The 21,097-nt window shown below is 62.0% G+C and carries 16 protein-coding genes; 12 read left to right on the plus strand and 4 right to left on the minus strand.

Features of this window, described 5'->3' with window-relative positions; genetic code table 11:
- Positions 1-10: 10 nt before the first annotated feature.
- From VSP_RS36355 to VSP_RS19750, 5 genes are all read left to right on the plus strand, one after another.
- A complete protein-coding gene (locus tag VSP_RS36355) occupies positions 11-715 on the plus strand; it encodes a GntR family transcriptional regulator (protein WP_009962857.1) in 705 nt (234 codons plus the stop codon).
- Positions 716-726: 11 nt separating this feature from the next.
- Positions 727-2,139, plus strand: a complete 1,413-nt coding sequence (locus VSP_RS19735) for a DUF1501 domain-containing protein (protein ID WP_029190600.1) — start codon at positions 727-729, stop codon at positions 2,137-2,139.
- A complete protein-coding gene (locus tag VSP_RS36360) occupies positions 2,136-5,033 on the plus strand; it encodes a PSD1 and planctomycete cytochrome C domain-containing protein (protein ID WP_009962861.1) in 2,898 nt (965 codons plus the stop codon). The genes VSP_RS19735 and VSP_RS36360 overlap by 4 nt, the downstream gene beginning before the upstream one ends.
- A gap of 837 nt (positions 5,034-5,870) precedes the next feature.
- Complete coding sequence (locus tag VSP_RS19745) at positions 5,871-6,392, plus strand: RNA polymerase sigma factor (protein WP_053332359.1); 522 nt, start codon at positions 5,871-5,873, stop codon at positions 6,390-6,392.
- A 148-nt stretch (positions 6,393-6,540) separates the two neighbouring features.
- Complete coding sequence (locus VSP_RS19750; RefSeq protein ID WP_009962863.1) at positions 6,541-7,518, plus strand: FecR family protein; 978 nt, start codon at positions 6,541-6,543, stop codon at positions 7,516-7,518.
- A gap of 12 nt (positions 7,519-7,530) precedes the next feature.
- On the opposite strand, the gene VSP_RS36365 is transcribed toward VSP_RS19750, so the two are convergent.
- Genes VSP_RS36365 through VSP_RS36370 form a run of 3 tightly spaced genes read right to left on the minus strand, consistent with a single transcriptional unit; the run spans position 7,531 to position 13,298 of the window.
- The gene (locus VSP_RS36365; RefSeq protein WP_009962864.1) at positions 7,531-9,933 is read right to left on the minus strand and encodes a TonB-dependent siderophore receptor; all 2,403 of its coding nucleotides are present in this window, start codon (positions 9,931-9,933) and stop codon (positions 7,531-7,533) included.
- Between the two features lie 13 nt (positions 9,934-9,946).
- Entirely contained in the window at positions 9,947-11,125 is a 1,179-nt protein-coding gene (locus VSP_RS19760; RefSeq protein ID WP_009962865.1) for a PepSY-associated TM helix domain-containing protein, read from the minus strand.
- Between the two features lie 7 nt (positions 11,126-11,132).
- On the minus strand, positions 11,133-13,298 hold the full coding sequence (locus VSP_RS36370) for a TonB-dependent siderophore receptor (RefSeq protein WP_009962866.1): 2,166 nt from the start codon (positions 13,296-13,298) through the stop codon (positions 11,133-11,135).
- Between the two features lie 378 nt (positions 13,299-13,676).
- Here VSP_RS36370 and VSP_RS19770 point away from each other — a divergent pair, with 378 nt between their 5' ends.
- Positions 13,677-14,084, plus strand: coding sequence for a hypothetical protein (locus VSP_RS19770; RefSeq protein WP_009962867.1), 408 nt, complete (start codon positions 13,677-13,679; stop codon positions 14,082-14,084).
- A 1,122-nt stretch (positions 14,085-15,206) separates the two neighbouring features.
- Here VSP_RS19770 and VSP_RS19775 read toward each other — a convergent pair.
- Positions 15,207-15,698 carry a VOC family protein gene (locus tag VSP_RS19775; protein WP_009962868.1) on the minus strand — a complete coding sequence of 164 codons (492 nt, stop codon included), beginning with the start codon at positions 15,696-15,698 and terminating at the stop codon, positions 15,207-15,209.
- Positions 15,699-16,129: 431 nt separating this feature from the next.
- Here VSP_RS19775 and VSP_RS19780 point away from each other — a divergent pair, with 431 nt between their 5' ends.
- From VSP_RS19780 to VSP_RS19805, 6 genes are all read left to right on the plus strand, one after another.
- Positions 16,130-17,011, plus strand: coding sequence for a helix-turn-helix transcriptional regulator (locus VSP_RS19780; RefSeq protein WP_009962869.1), 882 nt, complete (start codon positions 16,130-16,132; stop codon positions 17,009-17,011).
- A 255-nt stretch (positions 17,012-17,266) separates the two neighbouring features.
- Complete coding sequence (locus VSP_RS42460; RefSeq protein WP_009962871.1) at positions 17,267-17,635, plus strand: autotransporter-associated beta strand repeat-containing protein; 369 nt, start codon at positions 17,267-17,269, stop codon at positions 17,633-17,635.
- A 229-nt stretch (positions 17,636-17,864) separates the two neighbouring features.
- Entirely contained in the window at positions 17,865-18,887 is a 1,023-nt protein-coding gene (locus tag VSP_RS36375) for a Kelch repeat-containing protein (RefSeq protein ID WP_009962873.1), read from the plus strand.
- Positions 18,888-18,957: 70 nt separating this feature from the next.
- Entirely contained in the window at positions 18,958-19,404 is a 447-nt protein-coding gene (locus tag VSP_RS19795; protein WP_009962874.1) for a hypothetical protein, read from the plus strand.
- A gap of 30 nt (positions 19,405-19,434) precedes the next feature.
- Positions 19,435-19,611, plus strand: a complete 177-nt coding sequence (locus tag VSP_RS19800; protein WP_157210978.1) for a hypothetical protein — start codon at positions 19,435-19,437, stop codon at positions 19,609-19,611.
- An 85-nt stretch (positions 19,612-19,696) separates the two neighbouring features.
- A complete protein-coding gene (locus VSP_RS19805; protein ID WP_009962876.1) occupies positions 19,697-20,947 on the plus strand; it encodes an outer membrane protein assembly factor BamB family protein in 1,251 nt (416 codons plus the stop codon).
- Positions 20,948-21,097 lie beyond the last annotated feature (150 nt).

Below are 21,097 nucleotides of genomic sequence, written 5' to 3' on the forward strand. Positions count from 1 at the left end.
TTTGATGGATATGAACCTGCCGTCTGCCCTTTCTCCCGTGCCCCGGCTCAGCCTGGCTCACACCGTACGCACCCAGCTCAGTGAGGCCATTCTCTCTGGGGAGCTTGCGCCCGGCCAGCATGTGCCGGAGCCGGAGCTTGCCTCCCGCTTGGGCGTCAGCAGGGCACCCGTCCGGGAGGCGCTCCTGGAACTGGAACGCCATGGACTGGTCACCTTCGACGCCCGCGGGCGGACCCACATCGTTCAGCTCACGCTGGAAGATATGGAGGAGATCTACTCCCTGCGTCTGGCTCTGGAGCCCCTGGCTGCCGGGCTCACGACGGAGCGAGGTACGGCAGAGGTCTTCGCCTCACTGGAGGCCAATATCGCTGCCACAGAGCGGGCCTCCTCCCTGGCAGAGGTCACCCGGTTGGACGCCGCCTTTCATGACCTCATCATGCAGGCCAGCGGTCACCGCCGTGCCGCACGCTTCTGGGAAGGGCTTCGCTATCAAGTGGAGGCCTGGCTCGGCCTCATGCAACGCCGCCATCAGGCCGTGTTTCACTCCACCCAGGCGGAAACCGTGAAGGCACACAAGCGCCTGCTCAAGGTCCTGCGCTCGGGAGATGCCGCCGCGGCGGAGGAGGAGATGAAGAAACACATCGTGAGCTGGCGTCGGTGGCTGGCTCTGGAAGCAGACGCCGCGGCCCGTACTGACCGCAAACCCACGCTGTAGGCGCCACCGTCATGGAGTTTCCTCGCACCCCCACTCTCTCCCGGCGTCAGATGCTGGGCCGGTTCGCCAGCGGCTTCGGCATGCTGGGCCTGGCAGACCTCATGGCCGCCGACACCCCCTCCGCACCTTCGCCCGCCCCCCTGCTCCAGGCGCATCACGCCGCCCGGGCCAAGCGCATCATCTTTCTCTTCATGTCGGGAGGTCCCTCCCACGTGGATCTCTTTGATCCCAAACCGGCCCTCGCCGCTCGCAATGGCCAGCCGCTCCCCTTTGCCAAGCCCAAGCTGGAGCGAACCAAGACCGGCAACCTGCTTGGCTCCCCGTGGCAGTTCAAAAGTCACGGCCAGAGCGGCACCGAGATCAGCGAACTCATGCCTCATCTGGCCACTTGCGCCGATGACTTGTGCGTGGTGCGCTCCATGGTGGCTGACAACATCAACCACAACGGTGCCTGCCTGCAGATGAATACCGGGGAGCAGGCCTTCTCCCGCCCCAGCATGGGCTCCTGGCTCCTCTACGGCCTGGGCTCCGAGAACGCCAGCCTCCCCGGCTACGTCGTCATCAGCCCTGCCCAACCGGCCCAGGGTGCCCCGCTCTGGTCCAGCAGCTTCCTCCCCGCATCCCTCCAGGGCACCTTGGTTCAAGACCTCACCCACCCCGTGGCCAACCTGGGAAATGCGAAGATGTCCTCCGCCGCCCAGCGTGCCCAGTTGGATTTCCTCATGGCGCAGAACCGCCTGCATGAAGCCCAACGCGCCGCCGATTCCCGGCTGGAGGCCCGCATCGCCTCCTTTGAGCTGGCGTTTCGCATGCAGACGGAGGCACCGGAGGCCTTTGGTGTGGAGCAAGAGTCTGAAGCCACCCAAAAACTCTACGGTCTGGATGACCCCGTCACCGCCACCTTCGGCAAGCAGTGCCTCATGGCGCGACGTCTCGCAGAGCGCGGCGTGCGCATGGTGCAGGTTTACCACACCGCCACCTCCAAGCGATCCAGTTGCCAGCTCTGGGACCAGCACTCGAAACTGCGGGAGGAACTGCCCAACAACTGTGCCGCCACAGACAAACCCATCGCCGGTCTGTTGAAGGACCTGAAAAGCCGCGGCCTGCTGGATGACACCCTCGTCCTCTGGGGCGGTGAGTTCGGTCGCACTCCCACAGCCGAGGGCGGCGATGGCCGAGAGCATCACCCCTTTGGCTTCACCATGTGGATGGCGGGCGGCGGGGTCAAGGCGGGGCACGTCCACGGTGCCACCGATGAATTTGGCTGGCATGCCGTGGAAGACCGCGTGCATGTGCATGATCTGCACGCCACCATCCTCCACCTCATGGGGCTGGATCACACCCGCCTGCGCTACCGCTACGCAGGGCGGGACTACCGCCTCACCGACGTCCATGGCAATCTCGTCAAGGGCATCCTCGCATGAAGACCTCCCGTCTCTCCCTCGCTGCCCTCCTGTTCGTCCCCACCGTGTGGGGCGCACCACCCGCCCCCACGGCGGAGCAGATCGAGTTCTTTGAAACAAACATCCGCCCTGCCTTGCAGGAGCACTGTGCCGACTGCCATAGCGCCACCGTCGGCAAGGTGAAAGGCGGGCTGGACCTGGACACCCGTGTGGGATGGGAAAAGGGCGGTGAGACCGGCCCCGCCATCGTCCCCGGATATCCGGAATCCAGCCTCCTCATCACCGCCGTGCGCCGGATGGACAAGGACCTGGCCATGCCGCCCAAGAAGGAGCTCCCCCGGCGGGTCGTGGAGCATTTCATCACGTGGGTAAAGATGGGCGCACCGGATCCCCGAGCCGGCCATGCCGCCAGCACCCCCGCTGTTCCGACCTCTGTGCGCCCCTCCTTTGATCTGGCAGAGGCCAGGAAGCAATGGGCCTTCCGCCCACCGGAGCGAACGTCAGTCCCCACCGTGAAGCTCACCTTGTGGCCGCAGAATGAGGTGGATCGCTTTCTCCTCGCTGCCATGGAAGGTCGTGGGCTCGAACCCGCTCCCCTTGCCTCTCCGGAAGCGCTCCTGAGACGGCTCACCTACGATTTGACAGGGCTTCCCCCAACTTCTCAAGAGGTTCAAGCCTTTGTTGAGGCGGCAAGAATTGACCGCCCCAAAGCGATGACCGAGACGGTGGAACGCCTGCTGCGCTCTCCCCACTACGGTGAGAAATGGGGCCGCCACTGGCTGGATGTCGTGCGCTATGCGGACTCGCTGGATGCCCGCGGCCAGGGGAAGGAGGGAGACATCCTCGACGCCTGGCGCTATCGCGACTGGGTGGTTCAATCCTTTAACAAAGACCTGCCCTATGACGAGTTCATCCGCCAGCAGGTGGCCGGGGACATCCTCGCCGCCCGTGAGGGATGGGATCCGGACAAGGTCATCGCCACCGGCATGTACGCCATCGGCAACTGGGGCAATGGCGACAGCGACAAGTTGAAGGTGCACACTGACATCGTGGACGATCAGATCGATGTCACCACCCGCGCCTTCATGGGTCTCACGCTGGCCTGCGCCCGTTGCCATGACCACAAGTTCGACCCGCTCAGCACGGCGGACTACTACGCCATGGCGGGCTTCTTCTTCAGCAGCCACATTCTGGACAAGTTCGCCCACCCCACCGCAGGGGAAAAGATCATGCGCATTCCCCTGCTCTCTCCCCAGGAACAGCGCCGCCGTGAAGCCCTCCAGCAGCGCCTCGCTGTAGTGGATGCGGAGCTGAATCAGGGGCTCATGCCATTTGATTCCCACGAAGCCCCTGTGAAGGGAGCCGTTGATGTCGTTTCCCTAAACCGGAAGGGAGCCCCCAATCCCTCGCTGCTCGTGAACCGCTCCGGGCGGGAGGCCAGATTCTCCACCATCACCCTGCCCCCCGGGGCTGTCACCGTGCACCCCGGCCCAAAGAGCGCCGTCACGCTGGCCTGGCGGGCTCCGGAGGACCTCACGGTCAATCTTCACGCGACGCTGACAGACGCCGATGCGCATTGCGGCGACGGCATTGAGTGGGTGGCCCGCATCGGAGAACGTGACCTGTCACGCGGCACCCTAGCCAACGGAGCCACGGCCAAGTTCGAGGCAACAGAAGTGTCCCTTACCAAGGGCAGCCTGCTCGCCCTCACCATCCTGCGCGGTCGCGAGTACACCTGCGACACGACCGCCGTGAACCTCCGACTCAGCAGCACGGACGGCCGAGCCTGGGATCTCTCCCGTGACTTCGTCACCAGCACCAAGACTGCCATAGATCAGGGATGGCTCATCTGTGAAGGTGAAGGCACCCAACTCATCACCGAGCGCGCCCCCGACTCTCCCTTGGTAAAGGAACAAGCCTCATTGCGGAATGAACTCGCTGCTTTTGATGCCGCCATGTGTCATGGCTTGCGCGAGGGGGGCATCCCCGGCACTAAGTACGAAGGCTATCACGATGCCCAGATTCACGTACGCGGCAGCTATGCCCGCCTGGCCGCCCCACAGCCACGCGGTTTCCCCGCCCTCCTGTCCCATATGCAGCCAGATGGAATCCAGGGCAGTGGGCGACTGGACCTTGCTCGCTGGATTGCCTCTCCCCAGCATCCCCTGACCGCACGCGTCATGGTCAACCGCATCTGGCAGCACCACTTTGGAAGGGGCATTGTTGCCACGACGAACAACTTCGGAAAACTGGGCACGCCTCCTTCTCATCCCGAGCTGTTGGATTGGCTGGCCCATCGGTTCATGGACAACGGCTGGAGCATCAAGGCCATGCACCGGCTCATCTGCACCTCTGCCGCCTATCAACAGACGTCCATCCCCGGTGCAGAGGCCCTCCGCCTCGACCCGGACAATGCCCTCTTCACCCGGCAGCACCGCATCAAGCTGACGGCTGAGGAATTGCGCGATACCCTGCTCGTGGCCGGTGGGAGCCTCGACCGCACCATCGGTGGCATCTCCGTGAAGGACCTGCAAATCCCTCGCCGCACCCTGTATCTCACCGCCGTCCGCTCAGATCGCTCCTCCTTCCGCATGCTATTCGACGGAGCCGATCCCAATACCGTGGTCGAGGCACGCAACGACTCCGTGGTCGCCCCGCAGGCCCTTTGGCTCCTGAACCATCCGTTCGCCATGGATCAAGCTTCCAAGCTGGCGCAGAGGCTTCCTCTGGAGGCAAAGCAAGATCCTGCCAACGGAATCACCTGGTTGTACCGCGAACTTTTCTCCCGGACTCCTTCTGTCGCGGAGATCAATCTGGCGGCGCAGTTGATCGGAGGGGATCAGGCCACTCCCGCCTCTTGGGAAATCCTCTGCCACGCTCTCATGTGCTCCAACGAATTTCTGTTCGTGGACTGAGGTCGGAGGCTCCTGGATAGTTTGGAAGCCGGTGAACTATCACACCACGGAAGACGACCACCACCTGGATGCGTCCCGACCTGTCGGGGATGGAGTGCGCGCAGGAACCGCCGCTTTCGGGAGTCCTGTGTTGTACTTGAACCGTAGCGCAGATTGGTAATCTGCTGTGCCGCCGATTGGCAATCGGCATGAAGCGGAGCGGAGGGAGATGGCGGAGGTAGTAAGGAAGATCGTTTGAGCCGCCTGAAGTCCGCACTCCCCCCGACTCCCCCTTCCATCACCAGTGTAGAAGAACCGTCTCGGTTCTTGTCCCTCAAACCACCCAGCGCCCCCAAGAGCCGGGACGGCTCTTCTACCTTCCCAGCGCAACGCCAACCGGATAAAGGAGGCGGGGTTTTCAACCCCGCGCCGACGCGAACACCACAAGAACGGGACCGGGAACCCCCGACTCCCCCTTCCATCACCAGTGTAGAAGAACCGTCTCGGTTCTTGTTCCTCAAACCACCCAACACCCCCAAGAGCCGGGACGGCTCTTCTACCTTCCCATCGCAACGCCAACCGGATAAAGGAGGCGGGGTTTTCAACCCCGCGCCAACGCGAACACCACAAGAACGGGACTGGGAACCCCTGCCTCCCCCTTCCATCACCAGTGTAGAAGAACCGTCTCGGTTCTTGTTCCTCAAACCACCCAACACCCCCAAGAGCCGGGACGGCTCTTCTACTTTCCCACCCCCGCGCTCCCCTGCCCGTCCTTGCATTCCAACCTCAATCATCCATTTTCCCCTTGCGACTGAGTCGCATTTGCCCCAGCATGGTGACCGAGACGTCACCCTCGCCATGCCAGACACCGGTCCAACCCCACTCATCCAGGAGGTGCTGCCAGACTATGAACGGCTGCAATCTTTCTTCCAGGGTCAGGTGGGCTGTACCCATGAGGCGAAGGACCTTACTCAAGAAGCTTTCACACGGGTCCTCTCCTGGCAGCCGAAGGCGCAGGTGACACAACCGCGAAGCCTGCTTTTCCGCATCGCGCGAAATCTTCTGATCGATCGTTCCCGCTCGCGAGCAAAGTCCCACGAGATCTCCGGGCCCCTGACGGACGAGCAACTCGCGGCGACGCCGGATCAATCGACCGCTCCAGACCAACATCTCGCCGCCCGGGAGAACCTCAGAAAGGTCCAGGTGACCATTGCCACCCTGCCAGACCGTTGCCGGGAGGTGTTCATTCTCAGCCGCTTTGGCGGGCTCTCCTACCCGGAGATCGCCGAGCGCCTGGCCATCGCCCCCAGCACGGTGGAGAAACACATGATCCGGGCCCTCACCGCATGTCGTGCCTGCATGGACGATTCCGCCCAATGAAAGGCAGGCATCAGACATGGGGAATGATAAGTTCTCCGTCTGATTTTTTGCACTGGAGGTAGCGCTCATCCAGTGCGTCTTAATAGTCTGAACCGCACGCATGGAACCCGGCCAGCCTGAACATCCTCCCCATCCTTCATCGCCCCCGATGGATCGCGAGACGGTGCGTCAGCAGGCCATGCACTGGCTCGTGCGCAAGCTCAATCCCGCCGAGTGGTCGGCGGAAGACGAGCGCCATCTCCAGTCCTGGCTGAAGATTCGGCCCGAGCACCTCGATGAGTTTCTGGCAGCCCAGGCCACACTGGCGGTCATGAGCCAGCCTGGAGCTTTTGACCGCGCGGAAATCGCCCGCGTTCTGGCCCGCCCACCCGCCACGTCCCGCCAGACTTTCACCCGCCGACACCTGAGTGGTCTTGCCGTAGCCGCCGTGCTGACCTTGAGCGCCGCCGGTGTCTGGATCCTCCAAAGCCGGAACACCTATGCCACTGGCATAGCTGAGACCCGCCAGATCACCCTGCCTGACGGCACCCGCGTGCATCTGGATGCCCAGACCAGTCTGCACTACGAGGCCACAGGATCAGGGCGCACCGTCCATCTGCGTCACGGAGCTGCCGTCTTTCAGGTGGCACCTCATCCCACGCCGTTCAAGGTTGCAGCAGATACCTGGTCCGTGCGCGACATCGGCACCACTTTTCAGGTTCTGCTCCGCCATGATGCACCCCATGGAACTGTCGAAGTGGGCGTGGCGGAGGGTGAAGTAGAGCTGACGTCTGAGCGCCACCCGGCCACGCCTCCAGTCCGGCTCTCTGCGGGTGAGGAAACTACCTGGGAGGATGGTAGCGACCGCCCTTCCGACAAGACCCAAACCGCCTCTCCCGGAGATTTCGCAACATGGAGAGATGGCCGGCTGCGCTACCGCAACCGCCCTCTTTCCCAAGTGCTGGCCGACCTCCAACGGCATCAGAAGGACCGGCTGGTCTTGCTCGACCCAGAGCTGGGCCGGCTCACCGTCACAGGTACCCTTTCCACACGAGATCTCAAACAGGCCTACACTGCCCTGGAGCAGATCCTGCCGCTGCGCTTTGCGGTGCAGGGCAGTGGCGAAGTCCAGGTCTTGAGACGTTGAGCGCCCTGCCTCTCAGAACTTCACCGTCACACTCGCCTGCACCTGGAGCAGCGCCTCGGGATAGATCAGCGCTCCCTGGCTCTGGTAGATGCGTTCACCCGTTATGTTCTTGAAGTTCACCTGGGCAGACCAGGAGTCTCGCCGGTAAAAAAGTGCCGCATCCCATCGCCACGCAGAGGGCAGCATGACAGTCTCTTCAGCCAGGGTCGCGGGGCGGTCACTGGCATAGGCCAGCCCGGTGCCCATCCCAAACCCCTTCCAGCGGCCTGACTGCCATTCATACGTGCTCCAGAAGCCCCCCTCATGCCGGGGAATGCCCGCCAGGCGTGTTCCCTCTGCCACAGCGGTATCCTCGCTCACAAAGGCATCAGTACAGGCGTAGTTCAGGCTCACCTTCCATCCTCGCACCGGCGTGCCCGCCACCTCCACCTCCATCCCCCGGCTTTTCTGCGCGCCGGTGTTGGAAGCAAACTCGGGGGCGGCCAGGTCCGGCACCAGCACATTGGACTTGGTGATTTCATAAACCGACAGGCCGGCCGTGACGCGCTGGTCCAGCAGCTCCAGCTTCAGCCCCGCCTCCATCTGCTCCCCCTCCTCTGGATCGAAGCCCCCGCCATCTCGACTGATGCCAAAGTTGGGATTGAAGGAGTGTGACCACCCCGCATACAGGGACAATGGCCCCCACGGCTGGTACACCAGGCCCGCCCGCGGGCTCCACGCACGGTCATCATGAGTGTGGCCGGAGAGAAACTCCCGGCTGCGGGAGGTGTCATGTCGCATTCCCAGCAGGAGCTTCCACTGGGGGGACAGCGTCACGAGATCCTGCACGTAAAGGCCCAGAGAGTCTGCTCCATACCCATCCAGCGGATCATACGGCGCGGTGGGAAGCGGCGCATCATAGACGGGATGAAAAAAATCGATGGCCGACATTTCCATGAACCCGATCTCATACCGGAACTGATAGCGGGAGAGTTCCACGCCCAAAAGCAGATCATGCCTCACGGGACCGGTGTTCACTCGTCCGCTCAGTTCGTTTTGCAGGGTGTAGTTCTGGGAACGCTCCCGCCGTGCCGTCGCCTGGCGGAGCACCTTGCGCCCATCTGGGGCGACCTCATAGGGCTGGGCGAAGCGGCTGGTCTGCTCGCTCAGGATGAGGGCGAATCCACTGCGAAACTGCCATGCCTCGCTGAACCGGTGCTTCAGTTCATAGCCCGCCCTCCAGGCATCCGTCTTGGCCTCATCCTCCGGCTCCCCGAGGAACCGGCGCACCGGCACCTTCAGCGCCTGGGGCACCGCCAGCAGACCACGATCAAAAACATAGTCATACCGGTGATACTCCCCGAGCAAGGTGAGCGACGTGTCCACGGTCACCTGCCAGCTCACCGCTGGCGATAGAAACAGACTTTCTGAAGCCCCGTAGTCACGATGGCTGCCGGCATCCTCATACGCGCTGTTCCACCGATACATCAGCACTGGCTCAGATTCCCCCTGACGTGCAGGAATGAACGTGCCGCCCAGATCCAATGCCGCCCGATGAACTTCGTCCGTGGCCATGGTGAGGGTTAACTCTCGAACCTGTGCCGCGACCGGCTTCTTCGAGAGGTAATTTACCACCCCGCCGGGCTGTCCCTCCCCATAGAGGACCGATCCAGGACCTTTGAGGAACTCCACCCGCTCCACCCCGGCAAAGTCCACGGGGGAGAGAAAGGAGAAATCTCGATAACCGTTCCGGTAGCTTGTGCCGGTGCCGAATCCGCGGATAAAGAAATCCCCGCTGGAGATCCCCCCATACCCAGTAAAGGCCCTCACCCCTGCCACGCTGTCTGCCAGCTCCGCGGGTCTCAGCACCGCTCGATCCTGTAGCAGATCCTGTGGCACCACGTTCACCGTCTGCGGCAGATCTCGCAGCGGCATTTCCAGACGGGTGCCAGTGCTGGCAGATTCAGCCGTGTAGGCTCGTTCGGCAAAGTCGGTCACAACCACCTCATTCAAGAGATGGCCGCTGTCGAGATCCGCCAGCAGTCTTGCGCTCCCCCCCGCAGCAGGCACCACAGCCACCGCCGAATCTCCGGTGAATCTGGCCTCGAAGCCGGAATCCTTGAGCAAGGCGAGGAGCGCCTCCTCTGCAGTCAAGCGCCCTTCCACAGCAGGAGCCCGCCTGCCCGCGAGCAAATCACCCCGCGCAACCACATCCAGTTTGGTCACTCGTGAGAATCGATCCAGAGCCTCAGCAAGATCCCCCGCTGGCTCGGTAAAGTGAAACCGGGCGTCCGACTTCTCGGCCCTCAGAATCGGCCCTTGCAGGCCAGCCAGACAGGCGAACAAGGTCAGTCGCACCCGCCAACCATGGCCCCACCCCGAGCCTGACCCACTCCGCTGAGCGGAGGCACTGGAGCGGCGGCAGGCAAGGCTCATGGGGAACACGAGTTCACAGCGTGCCTGCGGCCTCCCGTTCATCAACTGCCTTGAGCCGGGCGCGAGCAGCAGATTTGCCTCGAATTGTCCGGCGTCGTTTCCAGTACATCATCACACCCGTCCACGCCAAGACGCCGGGAGACAGCCCCAACAGACACCAGAGGACCTTGATGGGCAGCCCGCCGAAAGTGCCAAAGTGCAAGGGTCCCATCATGACCTCGAACTTGCCCCACCAGGAGGCATGGCGGTAGTCCGTCATCTCCACCACTCTCCCTGTCTCCGCATGAAAATGGATCGTGCTGTTGTAGTCCCCCACCAGCCGGTTGCCCGGCACCACGGAGCCAATGAGGCGCATGTGTTCGTTCCGCGGCGGCAGGCTCAGGTACACGCGATTGGGGTCCAGGCCGGGCATCAGTCGCGCGGCCTCTTGCACCAGCTCGTTGATGGAGAGCTGCTGGTTGTACATCCTGGGTCTGGCCCCAGCGTCCTTCTCCCCCTCCGCCTCTTGTTGGCTCGAACCATCTTTCCCCCAAACAAGTTCCTTGATCACCGGAAGATTCCACCAGGCTCCAGTCAGGCCCAGAATCAGATTGAAGACGACGGAACTGATGCCCACCATCTTGTGCAGGTCTGAGAAAAAAAGGCGAGCACTGCTGCGCCAGCGCAGGGTGAAGAGAGTCTTCCAAAATCCCCGGTAAAGGTAGATGCCGGAGAGGCCCAGCAGGCACAACAGCAAGGCCAGAACTCCGGCAAAGAAGATGCCCCAGTCTCCCAGTAGAAGGCTGTAGTGCAGCTTCAGCGCCCACTCCAGGTAGGGCGACGCCCAGCTTTCGGGCAAATCGGGCAGGACCTCACCGGTCGCCGCCGCCACCCGGATCCAGTCCCACTCCCGGGGGTTCTCAGCCTTGGTCACCGCCGCCGCATCCACCCCATGGCCAAACATGATCGTGTCCCAGGCCACCACTTCGCGACCAGGCATCTGCTGCCGCACCTTTTGAAACAACGTGTCGTAATCCAGCCGGGCGCGAACGTCCGGATTCACCACCACCTTCTCCTCCGCCGCCGGGGCCTTGAGCAGGACCTCCAGCTCTGTCCGAAACACGAGAAGGGACCCGGTCAGCCCGATGAGGAGCAGACCGAGTCCCGAAACCAGCCCCATCCACGAATGGAGCATCCAGAGACGTTTGCGCATGCCTGCGTCAGAACTTGAACGTCACCGAGGCCTGCACGTTGAACGGCGCATCCGGATAGATGAGATAACCCTGGCTCTGGTAGATGTCCTCGTCGCTGATGTTCTTGAAGTTCACCTGGGCAGACCAGTTGTCCTTCTTGTAGAACACGGAGGCATCAAAACGCCAGTAGCTGGGCAGATCCACCCCGTTCCCCGGCATGGTCGCAGGACGGGCTCCCACATAGAAGGCCCCTGCCCCAACGCCAAAGCCCTTGAGCGCGCCGTCCTGAATCTCATAGCTGGACCAGAGCCCGGCCTGATGTTCAGGCACCGCCGCCAGCTTGGTCCCGTTCGGGATGGTGGTGTCCTCGCTCACATACGCGTCCGTGTAAGAGTAGTTGGCCACAATGTTCCAGCCCGGCACCGGCGTGCCGATGAGGTCGAACTCCACACCGCGGCTTTTTTGTTCACCCGTCAGGATGCTGTAGTCCGGGTTCTTCGGATCCGTCGTGAGGACGTTCTCCTTGGTAATGTCATAGACCGCGATAGTGCTGGCGAGCTTGTTCTTCACCCACTCCACCTTCACCCCGGCTTCAAACTGCTCGGACTCCTCCGGATCAAAAGCACTGCCGTTCTCGCTCAGCGCAAAGATGTTCGGACTGAAGGCGGTGGACCATCCGGCGAAGAGGGACACCGGCTCCCAGGGTTGATACACGATCCCCACGCGCGGGCTCAGCGCCCTGTCCGTCTGCTCCGGCATGGCACCGCCATACTGGGACTCCACATAGTCATAGCGCAGGCCGGCAAGCAGCTTGAGCTGGCTGGTCAGCGTGATCTGATCCTGCACGTAGATGCCCAGCGCATCCGCTCCGTATTCCTCCCAGGGATCCATCGCCACATTGCCCAGGCTGGCACCGTACTTCGGATTGAAGAGGTCAATCGATGCCAGAGGTCCGAAGCCGATGTTGTAGCCAAAGGAGTAGCGGGCCAGTTCCACGCCCACCAGCGCGTGATGCTCCACGGAGCCCGTGTTGAATCGTCCGCTCAACTCGTTCTGCAAGGTGTAGTTCTCAGACTTCTCATACCGGCGGGTGCTGCCGCGCAACACCGTCCGCCCGTCCGTGTCCATCCCGCTCGCCTGGGCGAAGTGGCTGTGCTGCTCACTCTGAATGGCGGCAAAGGCACTGCGAAACTGAAGGTTGTCGCTGAACTTGTGGATGAACTCGTACCCTGCGCGCCAGGATTCCGTCTCTGCATAGCTCGATGGCTCACCGAGGAAGCGGCTCGTGGGCACCTGGAAGGTCTGCTTCACCGGCAGGAGACCACGGTCAAAGACGTAGTCGTAACGCTGAAACTCGCCAAAGACCGTCAGTGTGGTGTCGGGCGTGATGTTCCAGGTGACGGAGGGCCCGATGTAATAACTCTCAGACTCGTTGTAGTCCCGGTGGCTGCCGGCATTCTCATACGCGCCCGTCAGGCGGTAGGTCAGCAAGGGCTCGCTGGTGGCTGCGTTGACAGGTGCCACCCCTTTGGGACTCTTCGCACTGACCGGCCCCGGCGTCCCGGGCACCTCACGGCTGATCAAGGTACCGCCAAAGTCGGCGGTCGTGCGGTACAGGTCATAGCTGCCGTAAGTGAAGCCGAGCTCGTTCAGCGAGTACGGCACCGGACGCTTGGAGACATAGTTCACGATGCCGCCCGGATTGTTTTGCCCATACAGCACGGAGGCCGGGCCTTTCAGGAACTCCACCCGCTCCAGCGCCACCACGTCCACCGGGGACAGGAAGCCGAAGTCCTTGAACCCATCGCGATAGGTGCCGCCGGAGTCAAAGCCACGGATGAAGAACGAGCCACTGGAAAGCCCGCCGTAGCCGCTGGAGTACTGCACCCCAGGCACATTGTCCGCCACTTCCTGCACACGGGTCACCCCACGATCTGCCATCACCTGCCTGGGGATGACGTTGATCGCCTGGGGGATGTCACGCAACGGGGTGTCCAGTTTGGTGGCCGTGGTGGCCTCCGTCACGGTGAAGCTGCGCTCCGCATCAGCGGTTACGACCACTTCGGGGAGGGTTTCACTGGAGGCCGCAGTCTGGGCCTGCGCAGCCATGGGAAGCAGCAGCAACACGCCGGGCAGGCATTGCATGGCCCGGGAGGTGTGCAGGAGTCGGGAGAGGAGATGACCGTTGTTCATGTTTGGATGTTGAGGAGCCAACAACCCACTCCAGGGCCACGGGGAATGAACCCGGGAACAGGCTGTCACCCCTCGCAGACGAAAATGCCGCCAAACACCTCCATACGATTTTTCGGTTTCTGCACTTTGTCTCTCAAAGAAGGTCTTCCTCGAAGAGGATGCGGCCACAAGCCCAAGGAGTCGCGGCGGCCTGTCGCACGTTGTCCCACCTGCCATCTCCAGCACAAGAGATTGACTTCTGCTCGCCACACCCTATAACCGCGACGTGGCACCGCGCAGGCGAAGCGAAGTGCTCACGGGGATCAAAGTTCGCCTTTCCACTCCATCCTGCTGCCGCGGTCCAAAAGCCTGCTCGCGGCAGAGTCATCTGCTTAGGTCATGATCCCCTCCCCCCTCCCTCCCTCAGGCGTGCGCTGTCGTTTTCTCGTGCAGAGCCTCCTCGTCCTCACGATCTTTCTCCTGTATGTCGTAGGGCGACTCCCCGCGGCTGAGCCGCCTACGGCCGGAGAGCTGGACTTCCTCAAGCCGGTGAACGACCTCCCGCCTTCCACCATCATCACCTCCTGCGAGCCAGCACCCGGCGGCAAACTTCGGGTTCGCGGTGTCACGCTCGACAACGGCGAAGTTGCCACGGTCACCGTGAACAACCTCCCCGCCCGCCCCCTGCGGACAGATTATGCCAACTGGGAGGCCTTCATCCCCGAGGCCAGTAGCATCACGGCGAAAAGCAACGACGCTGTGGGCAACGAGGAAAAGCCCCCCCACGTGGTGAGCTTGAAGCATTGAACTGCGCCTGAGCGGAGCAGCCGGAAAGGAGAGCAGAGCTTTAGCTCGGTATTGGACAATGTGGCCCCCCCTTGGGCAGTTGGCAACACTCCCCAGGAAAACATCGCATACCGGAAGTTAGTGCCTGCAAGCTTCGCCTTCCCGCCAAGTCACCAGGTTTAGACAGACTCAGGCACTCCACAAGCTTGAGGCGAGTCGCATGCCCGCTTCCCGCCCCAGACGCACTGTAGGGCAAGCGCCCCGCTTGCCGCGCGCCACCCCTGATGAGGCAACCGAAGCGGTCGCCCTACAACCCAGGGTGGTTGAATCCGGGGTCGGGAACAGAGCACCCAAAAGACCTTCGCACACCCAACCCGCCCCGGATGCCCTGTAGGGCAAGCGCCCCGCTTGCCACGCCCTACCCCTGATGAGGCAACCGATGCGGTCGCCCTACAGACCCAGGGTGGTTGAATCCGGGGTCGGGAACAGAGCACCCAAAGACTTCGCACACCCAACCCACCCCTGACGCACTGTAGGGCATGCGCCCCGCCTGCCGCGCGCCACCCCTGATGAGGCAACCAAAGCGGTCGCCCTACAGACCCAAGGTGGTTGGATCCGGGGGCGGGAACAGAGCACCCAAAAGACCTTCGCACACCCAACCCGCCCCTGACGCTGTAGGGCAAGCGCCCCGCTTGCCGCGCCCCACCCCTGATGAGGCAACCGAAGCGGTCGCCCTACAGACCCAGGGTGGTTGAATCCGGGGTCGGGAACAGAGCACCCAAAGACTTCGCACACCCAACCCACCCCTGACGCACTGTAGGGCAAGCGCCCCGCTTGCCACGCCCTACCCCTGAGGCAGCAGACGTCATCACCCACAACCGCCGGATGCGTTTCACCGCTCCGCCCCCAAAGCCGGTTGACACAACCGGACTACGCCCGCGGCGGCAGCTGAAAGTAGTGCAGAGCTTTAGCTCGCGATGTTCGCATTCCGCCACGCGACTGACGAGCTAAAGCTCTGCACTACTTTGCTCCGCCCCAGTCCTTCACTCGAGGCTCTTCCTCGAAGAGGATTCGGCCAAAAGCCCAACGTTGGCGAGCTTCGAGCGAGCCTACGTTGGGTTCACCAAAAACCACAGCTCCCCCTCACCCCTCCCCATCAAACGCACGCTGCAGCGCCGCGATGTCCATCTTCTTCATGCCCATCATCGCAGTCATGGCCCGGGCGGCCTTCACCTTGTCCTCATCCATTAGCAACTCCGGCAGGATCTTGGGTACCACCTGCCAGGAGACACCAAACTTGTCCTTCACCCAGCCGCAGATTTGCGCCTCGGGAGGCCCCCCTTCTGCCAGATGATTCCAATAATGGTCCACTTCCTCCTGAGTCTCGCAGTCGATCTGGAAGGAGATGGCCTCGTTAAACTTGAAGGTGGGGCCCCCGTTCAGGCCTGTGAACTTCAGACCATCCAGTTCAAAGGCGACCGTCATCACGGAGCCCGCTGGCTGCCCGTGCTGCTCCTGCCCTGCCTCCCCGTAGTAGGCAATGTCCGTGATCTTGGAGTTCTTGAAGATGCCGATGTAGAAGTTGGCGGCCTGTTCGGCCTTGCCGTCGAACCAGAGGCAGGGTGCAATTTTCATGGGGATAGCGAGATGAAGTTCGGAGTTCGTGGGATGACGAATCATCGCGGCAGATCAGGACAACTCGCTTTCAGTTTTTTCGGGGCTTTTCATGCCACTGGAAAAACCTGCTCGTCCGGAAGCAATGAGAACCGCACATGAACACCCTTTAAGAAGATTCCGGCCACATTGTGTCCATGATGCGAATCAGCGGGGCTGGCAAACCCGGCCGGGTGGCATGGGCAAAATTGCCAGCCCCAAAACACAGCACCGGGGCCGCAGACGGAAGTGATTGCACCGACTGCGGCCCCGACATGTTTCAGGGATCCAAATGCCAAAATCCCTACAGCACGCTCCGCATCCATCTCCAGCGTGACGAGATCCCCCCTCCGACCCGCACAAATCGAGACAAAATACTTGCAACTGAGTCTCGATAGCGCCATAAACGCCGCGTGCGTACTCCCCCTTCCAAATCCGAATGGCTTCACGGCTCCCTGGCCCAGGACGGCTTCCGGGTGCAGCAGATTCGCTTCTTTGCCGGTCGCGACGAGTCCCTCAGCCAGTACTTGAGCCCGAACACGCTTGCTCTGGCGGTGGTGTTCTCAGGGCATCAGTCCCTGGTGTTCCGCAACACGCGGCTAGAGGTCACGGCAGACCACGGCGCCATCCTGCAGCCACAGTCCGGCCTGTATTGGACAGCCAGCGGCGGTCGCAACCACCGCATGGTGCTGGTGGAACTGGGTGAGAAGATGCTCGTCCGCCTCCGCGGCATGGGCGATCACGCCACCCCGGTCTCTGAGGAAGCACTGAATCACCCCCTCTTCCTAGAACCCAAAGAGTTCACCGTGCCCGCCAGCGTGCTGAGCCTGGCCCAGCAACTGGCCACCCCTCCCACACACACCGCCTGCCTCCCCGTCTGGTACCAGGCCAAGGTCACGGAACTCGCCTCGCTGACGCTCTTCAAGCCAGTCATGCAGCCGGGAGAAACCAGCACGATGGAAGTGAACCGAGAACGCGTGGACAAGGCCGTCTTCCTTCTGGAGCGCGACCTTGAGAATCCCCCCACCCTTCAGATGCTGGCCCGCGAGGTGGGCTGTGGTCCCTTCTACCTCAGCCGTCTCTTCGCCAGCCAGATGGGCCGCACCATTCCCGAGTTGCTCCGCCAGCGCCGCATGGAGCTGGCCGCCAAGCTTCTCAGCACCAGCCGGGAAAGCATCAGCAACATCGCCCTGCGCGTCGGCTACGAGAGCTTCAGCGCCTTCACCCGCGGCTTCGTGCGCGAGTTTGGCGTGACCCCGAGCGGTTACAGGAAACGCTGCCGGCAGGTGGCGTAAAAGTGCTTAGTTCTTAGATCTTGGTTTTTGGTTGCCGCGCTACGGTGGCCAGCAATGAATTTCAGAATGGGCCGCGGGAGGCAGCTCCTGCGGCCTTTTTTGCGCCCACACGTCGAGACTCCCCCACAGCCACGCGTCGGCGTAGTCCGGTTGTGCCAACCGGTCAGCCACAGGGGTCACCCGTCCAAGCGTCGAGCACCCGCACCGCTGGTACAGGAAACAATACTGACGTCAAACTCATCCTCGTCGCAAACGGTGTCACCGACATCTCTGCCCCCCCTCAGCAACAACGGCACTGGCGAGGTGTTCTTGGTCAAGTCGGGCAGCCAAAGCCTCACCCTCACGGCCAACAACACCTATACCGGAGAAACCATCGTCAGCGCAAGTACGCTCTATCTCAACGGCAGCCACACCGACGGCGAACACCTGATCTTGCACAAAGGGGCAATCCTGAAGTTCAATGGCCCAATCGAAGTGGCTGGCACACTACAGATCGATGGCTTCATGGGAGATGCAGGCCGCCTGGTCTTCGCCCCCGGGCGTAAACTCACCGTCTCCGGTATGATGGCGAACCCTTCACCACCGGCACGTTCAGGCTCGCCCAAAGCGGCAACAACCTCGTAATAAACTACGCCGCGCCGTCCTGCTTTTTGGATGCCTGATCACCCTGGCCCTCCGACTACGACGAGCTACCGCCAACCTTCTCGCAAACTGATCCCTGCAAATCCAGTCAAAAACCGACGCTAACACCCTTGCCCGCCCGCACGTATCTTCCCAAAGCCGATTCACTAAAAAACCGGTATCCACGGCATCGTGGTGGTCTTTTCATTCCCATCCGTTTCAACTTTTTTCCATGTCCTTCCTCCTTCGACTCTGCGCGCTCGCGGCTGCTGCGGCCACGCCCATACCGGCAGCTGAACTTCCCTCCCTTCCAGATGCTGTTACCAGCTTCGGTGGGGTGATCTCCCAAGGCCGTCTCTACACCTATGGCGGGCATCTCGCAGGCGCACACTCCTGGTCGCTGGAGACCACCAGCGGAAAACTCCGTGCGCTGGATCTCCAGCAGCCGACCACCTGGGTGGATCTCCCGGGCGGCCCTCCCGTCCAGAGCCCGGGCCTTACCGAAGCTGCTGGCAAAATCTATCTCGTGGGCGGCATGCAGCCGCAGAACGAGAAAGGCAAACCAGCCGTCCTCAAATCTCTGGACCATGCGCTGGTCTTTGATCCCGCCACCAAGTCCTGGACCGATCTCCCCAAACTGCCTGAGGCCCGCTCCAGCCACGACATCGCCGTATTGGACGGGAAACTCTATGCAGTGGGCGGATGGCCTCTCGACACCTCCAAGGATGCCCCCGAGAAGGAAGCTGATGACCGCCATCACGTTCGCACCTTCCACAACACCTCGCTCGTCCTGGATCTGGCCAATCCCTCCAGTGGATGGCAGAGCTTTCCCCAACCCTTTGAGCGTCGCGCCCTCGCCGTCGTCGCCAACAGCGGCAAACTCTACGCCATCGGCGGGATGGACGCCAAGAACGAGCTCAGCAATGCCGTCGATGTTTACGACGTGGCCTCCAAGTCCTGGAGCAAGATCCAGGATCTCCCTGCCGAGGGCAAAGTGAAATCCTTCGCTGTCGCCGCCTGCGCCCTGGATGGCCGGGTCATCGCCAGTCCGCGCGGCGGCAAGATCTTCGCCCTGAGCAGCGACAACACCTGGTCCGAAGTCGCCAAACTCTCCGGCTCCCGCTTCTTCCACCAGCTCGAGCCCTGGAACCACAGCGTCATCGCCCTGGGCGGCACCACCGGCGACAAGCCCCTGAACACCGTGGAAATCGTCACCATCCCCGCACCTGCCAAAACCGCCGGCAAAGCAGATTGATCAAACTTCACCGGTTAGAGGTAAAACACCTTCCGCATTCCGCATTCCGCATTCACAATTCATAATTCCCATGCGTCTCCTCACCTTCGCCCTCGTCGCCCTCACCTGCTCCCTCCCCGCCCATGAAGTATGGATCGAGGATACAACCGATGGCAAACTCGTCGTCCGTTTTGCCGAGTACGGTGAAGAATATGAAAAGTCCCCGGGGCACCTTGACTCCCTGAAGACGCCAGAAGCCTGGACCGCAGGCGATGACGGCAAGCCCAAGGTATTCGAGGTGCAGAAGAAATCCGACCACTATCTCCTGGTGGACGCCAAGCCAGAGAATGGCGCCCAGGCCGAGGCGGCCTTTGCCGTGATGAAGCGCGGTGATTCACACGCCCGCAAGCCCATCTTCTATGCCCGCTGGCATCAGGCCAAGGCGGGCGCCGCCACCCCGGCGCTGACCTTTGATATCGTCCCCACCGCCACTGCCGGTGAGGTGCAAGTGTTCTTCCGCGGCCAGCCCGTGTCTTAGGCCAAGGTCAACGTAGTGCCCCCCGGCGGCGTGGAGTCAGAACTCACTGCTGACAAAGAAGGCAAACTCAAGATCGATGCCTCGAAGCCCGGAAACTACCTCCTCTACTGCAAACACCAGCGCGAAGAAACCAAAGGATACTCCGGTGGCGCTGCCTATGATGCGGTCAGCCACAACGCCTCCCTTCTGTTGAAGGTTGCCAAGTAATCCTTTATCTTTCAACCCACGGTCATCCCACCCGGGGCCCTGGCATGATTTGCCCGGCGGCCCCGCTTCATTTACCCCCATCGCCATGCGCCTGCTCCCCACTCTCGTCTCGGGCCTCGCTTTCTCTCTTCTGACCGCCCTCACCACCTGGGCTGCTGAATCTGACTGGCCGCAGTTCCATGGCCCGAGTCACAACAACACCTCTCCCGAGACAGGATGGAACAAAGACTGGCCGGTCGATGGACCACCGACCCTATGGAAGCTGAACGTCGGCCGTGGTCTGGCCTCGTTTGCCGTGGTGGGTAACCGCGCCTACACCGCCGGCAACGACGGTGCCGATACGGACACCATCTGGTGCCTGGATCTGGAGACGGGCAAGGAGATCTGGAAGCACCAGTACCCGTGCAAAACCGCAGCGCACCTCATGCCCATCGTGCCCTTCGGTCCCGCCGCCACCCCCACCGTGGTGGGCGGATTGGTTTACACCCTGAGCCGCGAGGGGGATGCCTTGTGCCTCAATGCCGGGACTGGACAGGTGGTATGGCAGAAAAATCTGCTCCAGGATTTCGGCGGAAAACGTCCCGTCTATGGCTATGCCAACAGCGTGCTCGTGACCTGCGGGCATGCATTCTACGATGCTGGTGGAGACACCGGGTCAACCGTCTGTCTCAATGCGAAGACAGGTGAGCCGCTCTGGATGGTGGGCAAGGGAGAAGCTGGCTACTCCATGCCCGTCTTCACCAAGCTGGGTGGTCAGGACGTCATGCTTCTCTACAAGGGAGAAGCTCTCGTGGTCCTGGAGCCTGTCACTGGGAAAGAACTGGCCCGCCACGCCACGACCACTCGCGATTTCAGCAACTGCGCCACTCCCTTCGTGGAGGGCAGCACTATCTTCGTCTCCCACACTGGGGCCGAGGGCAGCACCGGTCTCGACTTTAAGAACAACACGCTCACGCCCACCTGGAATGAGCGCGACCTCGGCCTTCTATTCAATTCCGGGGTTCCCTGGCAGAAGCACCTCATCGTATTCAACGACCAGAAGCGCGGCGTCAAAGATCTCCGCTGCGTGAGCATGGCCACGGGCAAGCCCAAGTGGATCTGCGACGAGATCGACAAAGGCACGGCCATCTTGAGTGATGAGCACCTCATCATTCTGACCAACGCTGGCGAACTCGTGCTGGCCAAACTCCTTCCCGACAAGCTGGATGTCGTGCAACGCGCTCAAGTGCTGCCAGGGAAAGGCTACGTCCTGCCCGTGCTCAGTCACGGGCGTCTGTTGTGCAAGAACAATGCGGGAGATGTGGTCTGCCTGGATGTGAAGCCCGGCCAGCCATAGCAGTGCGACGACCTCATCATCCCATCAGAATACCTGAGGCACCAGATGGGTTTGAACGATTCCTCCAACCATCCTTCCCACCGCTTGGGAGTTTGCCCCTGACAAACAGGTCGCCATTTTCTCATGCGGCACCTGTGCCACTGGCTCCTC

This window comes from Verrucomicrobium spinosum DSM 4136 = JCM 18804 (assembly GCF_000172155.1).
GTDB classification, from domain to species: Bacteria; Verrucomicrobiota; Verrucomicrobiia; order Verrucomicrobiales; family Verrucomicrobiaceae; genus Verrucomicrobium; species Verrucomicrobium spinosum.

Bases quoted from the DNA above. Each gene is read 5' to 3' on its own strand.
- VSP_RS19775 (WP_009962868.1), bottom strand. From the start codon at position 15,698: ATGAAAATTGCACCCTGCCTCTGGTTCGACGGCAAGGCCGAACAGGCC.
- VSP_RS36375 (WP_009962873.1), top strand. From the start codon at position 17,865: ATGTCCTTCCTCCTTCGACTCTGCGCGCTCGCGGCTGCTGCGGCCACG.
- VSP_RS36355 (WP_009962857.1), top strand. From the start codon at position 11: ATGAACCTGCCGTCTGCCCTTTCTCCCGTGCCCCGGCTCAGCCTGGCT.
- VSP_RS19750 (WP_009962863.1), top strand. From the start codon at position 6,541: ATGGATCGCGAGACGGTGCGTCAGCAGGCCATGCACTGGCTCGTGCGC.
- VSP_RS19795 (WP_009962874.1), top strand. From the start codon at position 18,958: ATGCGTCTCCTCACCTTCGCCCTCGTCGCCCTCACCTGCTCCCTCCCC.
- VSP_RS19760 (WP_009962865.1), bottom strand. From the start codon at position 11,125: ATGCGCAAACGTCTCTGGATGCTCCATTCGTGGATGGGGCTGGTTTCG.
- VSP_RS19735 (WP_029190600.1), top strand. From the start codon at position 727: ATGGAGTTTCCTCGCACCCCCACTCTCTCCCGGCGTCAGATGCTGGGC.
- VSP_RS19745 (WP_053332359.1), top strand. From the start codon at position 5,871: ATGCCAGACACCGGTCCAACCCCACTCATCCAGGAGGTGCTGCCAGAC.
- VSP_RS36370 (WP_009962866.1), bottom strand. From the start codon at position 13,298: ATGAACAACGGTCATCTCCTCTCCCGACTCCTGCACACCTCCCGGGCC.
- VSP_RS19770 (WP_009962867.1), top strand. From the start codon at position 13,677: ATGATCCCCTCCCCCCTCCCTCCCTCAGGCGTGCGCTGTCGTTTTCTC.
- VSP_RS19805 (WP_009962876.1), top strand. From the start codon at position 19,697: ATGCGCCTGCTCCCCACTCTCGTCTCGGGCCTCGCTTTCTCTCTTCTG.
- VSP_RS36365 (WP_009962864.1), bottom strand. From the start codon at position 9,933: ATGAGCCTTGCCTGCCGCCGCTCCAGTGCCTCCGCTCAGCGGAGTGGG.
- VSP_RS36360 (WP_009962861.1), top strand. From the start codon at position 2,136: ATGAAGACCTCCCGTCTCTCCCTCGCTGCCCTCCTGTTCGTCCCCACC.